General features: G+C 52.1%; 2 protein-coding genes. Both read left to right on the top strand.

The window, feature by feature from the left end; genetic code table 11:
- Window positions 1-1224: thioesterase domain-containing protein (locus DEF47_RS23755; RefSeq protein WP_287045368.1), on the top strand; the 1224-nt coding region annotated here is incomplete at its 5' end.
- Complete coding sequence (locus DEF47_RS23750; RefSeq protein ID WP_012189960.1) at window positions 1202-1972, top strand: thioesterase II family protein; 771 nt, start codon at window positions 1202-1204, stop codon at window positions 1970-1972. The genes DEF47_RS23755 and DEF47_RS23750, both read left to right, overlap by 23 nt.
- Window positions 1973-2118 lie beyond the last annotated feature (146 nt).

Raw genomic sequence — 2118 nt, 5'->3', positions numbered from 1 at the left:
GAAGCGGCGCAAGGTGGTTATAGCTTGCCCGAAAGCAGCGAGCCAGCCGAGGCCAGCCCTGGCTACGAACGGCCTAATCTCACGACTGAATATGTCGCGCCCAGCAATAACCTTGAGCATATGATCACCGCGCTGTGGGGTGCTGTCTTGGGCGTACCGCTGATTGGTATTCACGACAATTTCTTTGAGTTGGGCGGCGATTCGCTGCTAGCCTTACAAGTTGCGACCCATCTCACCGAAAAAGTGCATACCACAATCGGCGTGCGCAGTTTATTCGAAGCCCCAACGATCGCCGAGCTGGCCCAGCTTGTGCAAGCCCAAACCGCCGAACAAGCAGGCGAATTATCGTCGTTGGTACGCTTGCAACCACAAGGCCAAGCAGCGCCGTTCTTTTGTATTCACCCCATGAGCGGTATGGCCAATGTCTATGCAGCTTTGGCCCAATTGCTTGGCACGCAACGCCCATTCTACGGGGTGCAGGCCTTTGGCTTGGAATACCCTGAAATGCCACTTGACGATATTACAGTTATGGCGCAACGCTATCTCAGCGATATCCGTCAGGTTCAGCCGCAAGGGCCATATCTGCTTGGCGGCTGGTCGATGGGTGGCTCGATTGCCTTTGAAATTGCCAGCCAATTAGTGGCTCAAGGCGAAACGGTGAGCTTGCTGGCCTTGATCGACACGCCCGCCAAACTAACAGGCACATCACCAGCAACACTAACCGATTTGGAGCTGTTGATCGCCATGCTTGGGGTCGATGCCAACATTTTAGGGATCGACGATCCCAAGGCTGAGGCCAGCGAAGCAGTTTGGAACGAATTACTGAGCATTATCAAGCAACATCTTGGCTTGCCCGAAAGCTACACCTTACAGCGTTTGCGCCACCTGGTCAGCACCTTCCGCACCCACTCGCAAGCAGTTTGGAATTATCAGCCAGCTAACTATCCCAACGATGTGCTAATTTTACGGGCCGCCGATTTGGCAGGCGAGCACGACGACCAACTGAACGAGGCATATCGCATAGCCGATTTAGGCTGGAGCCAGTTTGTCACAGGCCAAATTCAAGTCCAAACCATTCCAGGCACGCACAACACCCTGTTGAACGAACCGTCGTTGCCAATCTTGGCTAGTCATCTCGCGGTAGCGTTACACAACGTTGCCGCAAATACATCTTTGACACCATCACACCATGAAGGATCAAATGAAATTGCCATTATGGATTGAGTGGTTGCGCAAGCAACCTAACGCCGCCCTGCGGCTCTTTTGTTTTCATTATGCTGGGGGCACGGCACAACGTGCCCACCAGTGGACACAACAACTCGCAGCGGATGTAGAAATTTGTGCCGTCGAACTGCCTGGCCGTGGCAAACGCTTCATGGAACCAGCCTATACCCGTATCGAGCACGTGCTTGATGATTTGATTCCAGCGATCAAACCGTTGCTGGAAGAAAAACCATTCGCCTTTTTTGGCCACAGTATGGGCACATTGGTTAGCTACGAACTCAGTCGGCGCTTGCAACGCGATCATCAACTCTCGCCGCAAGTGCTCTTGGTTTCGGGCCATGCTGCGCCGCATATCCCACGTCAAAGCGTGATTCATCAATTGCCCGATCAGCAATTTTGGGATCGTTTGATTCAACTCAATGGCACACCCAAAGAAGTTTTACAACACCCAGAACTGCTCGACTTGTTGACTCCGATTTTACGCGCCGATTTTGCCGTTTGCGAAACCTATGTTTATTCCGACTCGCTTGTGCTCGATTGCCCAATGGTGGTCTATGGCGGGCAGGATGATCCTAGCGTCGCCGCCGAGCAACTTGAGTTATGGCGCAACCATACCAGCAATGAGTGTTTGGTTCAGATTATGGCTGGCGATCATTTTTATTTGCACAATCCATCGCAGCACGAGCTACAACAGCATGTCAACCAACAACTCCAACTTGTGCTTAGCTCAGTCAATTTAATTCGATAGGATAAGCGTCATGGTTGATTAAATTAACAATGGATTACGTTGCCTCACCCCTTACAAGGGTAGGTTTTCGCTGCGAACCAGGGATAGGCTGGTTCATCGGTGGATGATTTGTCCACCACTATAAGCCCTTGAGGGGGTGCAGGGGG

The sequence above is a fragment of the Herpetosiphon sp. genome, from assembly GCF_003512625.1.
Taxonomy (GTDB): domain Bacteria; phylum Chloroflexota; class Chloroflexia; order Chloroflexales; family Herpetosiphonaceae; genus Herpetosiphon; species Herpetosiphon aurantiacus.
The sequence above is the reverse complement of the archived record's forward strand: the minus strand, read 5'-3'. Positions and strand labels throughout refer to the sequence as shown.